The following is a 4,914-nucleotide window of genomic DNA, read 5'->3' on the forward strand; positions in this document are numbered from 1 at the left end:
CGCGCCGCTGCCCGCCATGGCCCGCCACGCGCTGGACGTCGCGCTGCCGGAGTGGGACCTGACCGAGCCGGTCAACGAGGTCGTCTACGGAACCCGCGGGTTCGACACCTTCGGCGAGACGTTCCTGCTGCTCGCCGCGGTGATCAGCGTGATCGTCCTGACCCGCCCGCGCGAACCGCGGACCGGGCCGATGGGGGAGGAGGTCGCCGGCCGCCGCGAGCAGGCCGAGGAGGACCCGGGCGAGTCCACGGACGTCGGGGAGCGCGCCGCCCGCCGCGCCGAACGCGCCGAGCGGAACGCCGGGACGCCGATGACCGTCGTCGTCCGGACCGGCGTCCGCGCCGTCGCGCCGCTGCTGTTCGCGGCCGGGTGCTACCTGGTCGCGTGGGGGTACGCGCCCGGCGGCGGGTTCCCGGCCGGGGCCGTGCTCGCCGGGATCGTCCTGATGATCTACGCGGCGTACGGCACCCGGCCGTTCGGCAGCCCGCCGCTGGAGACCGCCGAGCTGGCCGGGGCGCTCGCGATCATCCTGATCCTGCTGCTCGGGCTCGCGTCCAAGGGCTCGGTCGGAGCCGACTGGATCCCGCACGCGGCGCCGGAGACGCCCGCGTCGGGCGGCATCGTCCAGCCGTTCTCGGTCGCCGAGTTCGTCGAGGTCGGCACCGGCATCCTGCTGGCCGTCCAGGCGCTGCTCACCGCCCGGCACGACTGGACCCCGGACGAGAAGGAGTCCTCGTGATAGCGGTGAACTACCTGGCGGCGGCGGTCCTGTTCTGCGTGGGCCTGCACACCGTGCTGACCCGCCGGAACCTCGTCCGGATCGTCATGGGCCTGTCGCTGATGGAGTCCTCCACCTACCTGCTGATGATCTCGCTCGCGTACCGGGCCGGGTCCACCGCGCCCGTCCTGCTCGACTCGCCGCAGGGCAAGCGGCCCGAGCAGCTCGCGCACGGGAACGTCGCCGACCCGGTGCTGCAGAACTTCTGCCTCACCGCCATCGTCATCGGCGTGGCCGTCACCGCGGTCTTCCTGTCGGTCGTCGTCCGGGTCGCCCAGCACTACCGGACCCTGGACGCCGACCGCGTCCGGGCGCTACGCGGATGACCGCCCACGCCATTACGCGCCGGGCGCGGGGCCGGTCGCCGGAGGCGGGCCAGGGGCCGAGGCCGGGGAGCCGCCGGTGAGCACGGCCGCGCTGCTGCCGCTCGCGGTCGTCCTGCCGCTGTCGGCCGCCGCGCTCGCGCCGCTGCTGGCCCGCCTGGACCGGCGGCTCCCGCTGCTCGCCGGGCTCGCCGCGCTGGCGGGCACCGCCGCGATCCTGCTGCGCGCGCTGCCGGACGTCCTGGACGGCCGCCCGATCACGCACCGGATCGGCGGGCAGGCGGGCGTCATCGCGATCGCCTTCACCGCCGACCCGCTCGGCACGCTGTTCGCGCTGGTCACCGCCCTGGTCGGCGCGATCCTGCTGCTGTACACGCTGTCGGAGCTCGGCGGCCTCGGAAAGCGCGAGCTCGGCGGCTACGCCGCCCTGTGCCTGCTCCTGCTGGCCGCGCTGATCGGCACCGCCCTGACCGCCGACCTGTTCAACCTGTTCGTCTGGTTCGAGGTCGCGGCCCTGTCGTCCTACGGGCTGACCGGCTTCTTCCTGGAGCGGCCGATCGCGCTGGAGGCCGCGTTCAAGATCCTGGTGCTGACCACGATCGCGAGTTTCGGCGTGTTCATCGGCACCGGGCTGCTCTACACCCGGCACGGCGTGCTGAACCTCGGCCTCCTGCACGACTCGCTCGGCAGGGCCACGGGCGTCGCCGATCTGGTCGCCCTGACGCTGCTCGTCGCCGGGTACGCGACCAAGGCGGGCCTGGTCCCGTTCCACACCTGGCTCCCGGACGCCCACACCGCCGCGCCCGGCCCGGTCTCCGCGCTGTTCTCCGGGCTGATGGTGAACCTCGGCGTGGTCGTCCTGGCGCGGCTGGCCTACCAGGTGTTCGCGCCGTCGCACGTGCCGCTCATGGGCCTGCTGATGGTGCTCGGGCTCGTCTCCGCGCTGCTCGGGGCCGTCCTCGCGCTGCGCCAGAACGACCTGAAGCGGCTGCTCGCCTACGACACCGTCTCGCAGATGGGCGTCATCACCGTCGGGCTCGCGGCCGCCACCCCGTACGGTGCCGCCGGGGCCGTCTACCACCTGCTCAACCACGCCCTCTTCAAGTCGCTGCTGTTCCTCTGCGCCGGGGCGATCGTGCACCGGACGGGCCTGACCGACCTGTCCGACATGGGCGGCCTCGCGCGGCGCATGCCGGTGGTCGCCGTCGCCTTCCTGGTCGGCGTCGCGTCCATCGCGGGCGTGCCGCCGCTGAACGGGTACGCGTCGCTGGCGCTGATCCACCACGGGCTGGAGGAGACGCACCAGACCGTCCCGGCCGTGCTGCTGGCTCTCGCGCAGGCGGTCACGATCGCCGCGCTGGCCCGCGCCTCGTGGCTCGCCTTCTTCGGGCGCAAGCCCGCGCCGGACCTGTCCGAGCGGCCCCGGCCGGGCATGGTGACCGGGTTCTTCGCCCTCGCGGCGTGCTGCGTCGCGCTCGGCGTCCTGTCGGAGCCGGTCGTGAACCGCGTCATGAGACCGGCAGCGGCCGCCCTCGTCCACGGAGATCTTTACGCCGCCGCCGCGCGCGGGCGGCCGGTCCGCATCGCCCCGGCGGACGTCCACCTGTCCTACCTCGACCCCGTCACGCTGCTGGTCACGGCGGGCTGCCTGGTCGCCGGGCTGGTCCTGGCCCGCCTGAGCGGCCGGGTGGTCCAGGCCCCGCCGCTGCGCCGGCTGGCCGCCCTGCACAACGGCTCGGTGAACGACTACGCGGCCCTCGCGGCGGCGGGCACGCTGGTCGTCGCGCTGATCCTCCTGGTCTGACGGACGGATCCCCGGAAGTTGTTTAGGCCGCCCGAAACGGGAATGGGACGAGCATGACGCGTTTCGGTTACTTTCTGGCCTCAGAAGAGCATCGGCCGAACGCCCTGGTCGAACAGGCCGTCCTGGCCGAACGGGCCGGTTTCGACGCCCTGTGGATCTCCGACCACTTCCATCCGTGGCTGGAGGCCCAGGGCGAGAGCGGCTTCGTCTGGGCCGTGATCGGCGCCGTCGCGCAGGCGTGCGACCTGCCCGTCACCACCGCTGTCACCTGCCCCACCGTGCGGATCCACCCGGCCGTCATGGCGCAGGCCGCCGCCACCGCGCAGATCCTGACCGGCGGACGGTTCCGGTTCGGCGTCGGGTCCGGCGAGGCGCTCAACGAGCACATCCTCGGGGACCACTGGCCGCACGCGGCCGTGCGCCTGGAGATGCTGGAGGAGGCCGTGGAGGTGATCCGGAAGCTGTTCACCGGCCACCAGGTCAGCCACCGCGGACGGCACTACACCGTCGACACGGCGCGCCTCTACTCGCTGCCGGACACGCCCCCGCCCATCTACGTCTCCGGCTTCGGCCCGAAGGCGATCGACCTCGCCGCCCGGATCGGCGACGGCTTCATGACCGTCCAGCCGAACGCGGAGCACGTGCGGAGGTTCCGCGAGAACGGCGGCGGGAGCAAGCCCGTGCAGGGCGGGGTGAAGGCGTGCTGGGGGCCGGACGAGGCGGAGGCCCGCGAGCTGGCGCACCGGCTCTGGCGCACCGACGCCCTGCCCGGCCAGGCGGCCCAGCTGCTGCCGCTGCCCGCGCACTTCGAGGAGGTGACCTCGCTGATCGAACCGGAGGAGCTGCCGAACCCGTGCGGTCCCGATCCGGAGGTCCACGTGAAGGCGATCCAGCAGTACGTGGACGCCGGTTTCGACGAGGTGTACATCTCGCAGATCGGACCGGACCAGAAGGGCTTCTTCGACTTCTACGAACGCGAAGTGCTGCCACGCGTGCGCGCCCTGTGATTCATGACCTTCACCACGCCCGGACGTCCACTTCGAGGAAAAGGAGACAGCATGCCCAAGGCATGGGGAAACAAGCGTGAGCGCCAGTACGAGCACATCAAGGACTCGGCGAAGAAGCGCGGCGCGTCGACCGGCCGGGCCAAGGAGATGGCCGCCCGCACCGTGAACAAGGAGCGCGCGCAGCACGGCGAATCGGCCACCGCCAGCAAGTCCTCGACGCAGGACATGTCACCGAGCCGGCGCGGCGGCCAGCGCTCCGGCACCTCCCGCACCAAGGGCAGGACGAAGGAGCAGCTGTACCACGAGGCCAAGCGGCGCAATATCAAGGGCCGTTCGTCCATGACGAAGGCCGAGCTCCAGAAGGCGCTCAGCAACCGTTAGCCCCGCGCGGGCAACGAGACGGAACCGGCCGGACGCGGATACCGCGTCCGGCCGTTCGCGTGCGCGCGACTTTTGCGCGCGCATCCTGCCGTCCGCGCTTCCGCATCCGCCCGTTCTCGCGCGTCCGGACGTCATTGCGGACGGGCCGAAGTGCGGACTCCGAGCAGGGTAAACGGCGATCTCGCGTTTGGATGCCTCCAGTTGGGTATCTCGCATCACCACGGCGAACGGTGAAACCGTTGATTCGTCAGAGAGGGTGCAAAGTAATGGCTTCGGCTTCCGGCAAGGACACGGCGACGCGGGCCGGAGCGTCCGCGAAGCGGACCGCGTCCGCCACCAAGAAGCGCACGTCCGCGGCGAAGTCCGGCGCGGGGGACAAGGTCTCCGAGTCGACCGGCAAGACCGGCAAGACCGCGGGCGCTACCGCGAAGAAGGCCAGGAACGCCAAGAACGTCAAGGACGCGAAGGGCGTGAAGAACATCAAGAACGTGAAGGACGCCAAGGGCGTCAAGAGCGCCGGGAAGGCCGCCGGCGCGGTCAAGGGCGGCGCCGCGCTCGCCCGGCACCCCTTCAGCGCCTACTACGACCCATCCGAACCCGACCGCCTGATCCAGATTGGCC

The 4,914-nt window shown here is 72.1% G+C and carries 6 protein-coding genes; all 6 read left to right on the plus strand.

Annotated features, from left to right (window positions below; all coding sequences use genetic code 11):
• On the plus strand, positions 1 to 739 hold a 739-nt coding region (locus AB0J52_RS27265; protein WP_500185183.1), incomplete at its 5' end, for an MnhB domain-containing protein.
• Positions 736 to 1,104, plus strand: coding sequence for a sodium:proton antiporter (locus AB0J52_RS27270; RefSeq protein WP_500185186.1), 369 nt, complete (start codon positions 736 to 738; stop codon positions 1,102 to 1,104). The genes AB0J52_RS27265 and AB0J52_RS27270, both read left to right, overlap by 4 nt.
• Positions 1,105 to 1,180: 76 nt before the next feature.
• The gene (locus AB0J52_RS27275; protein ID WP_500185187.1) at positions 1,181 to 2,905 is read left to right on the plus strand and encodes a complex I subunit 5 family protein; all 1,725 of its coding nucleotides are present in this window, start codon (positions 1,181 to 1,183) and stop codon (positions 2,903 to 2,905) included.
• 53 nt (positions 2,906 to 2,958) lie between these two features.
• Complete coding sequence (locus AB0J52_RS27280; RefSeq protein WP_500185188.1) at positions 2,959 to 3,912, plus strand: TIGR03557 family F420-dependent LLM class oxidoreductase; 954 nt, start codon at positions 2,959 to 2,961, stop codon at positions 3,910 to 3,912.
• Between the two features lie 51 nt (positions 3,913 to 3,963).
• Positions 3,964 to 4,293 carry a hypothetical protein gene (locus tag AB0J52_RS27285; RefSeq protein WP_500185190.1) on the plus strand — a complete coding sequence of 110 codons (330 nt, stop codon included), beginning with the start codon at positions 3,964 to 3,966 and terminating at the stop codon, positions 4,291 to 4,293.
• A gap of 266 nt (positions 4,294 to 4,559) precedes the next feature.
• Positions 4,560 to 4,914, plus strand: a 355-nt coding sequence (locus AB0J52_RS27290) for a hypothetical protein (protein WP_500185191.1), incomplete at its 3' end; no start/stop codon positions are given.

It is taken from the genome of Spirillospora sp. NPDC049652 (genome assembly GCF_040675125.1).
Classification (GTDB): Bacteria; Actinomycetota; Actinomycetes; order Streptosporangiales; family Streptosporangiaceae; genus Spirillospora.

What these genes read in the sequence shown, in the direction of transcription:
- AB0J52_RS27280 (WP_500185188.1), top strand. Translation starts at nt 2,959, where the DNA reads ATGACGCGTTTCGGTTACTTTCTGGCCTCAGAAGAGCATCGGCCGAAC.
- AB0J52_RS27285 (WP_500185190.1), top strand. Translation starts at nt 3,964, where the DNA reads ATGCCCAAGGCATGGGGAAACAAGCGTGAGCGCCAGTACGAGCACATC.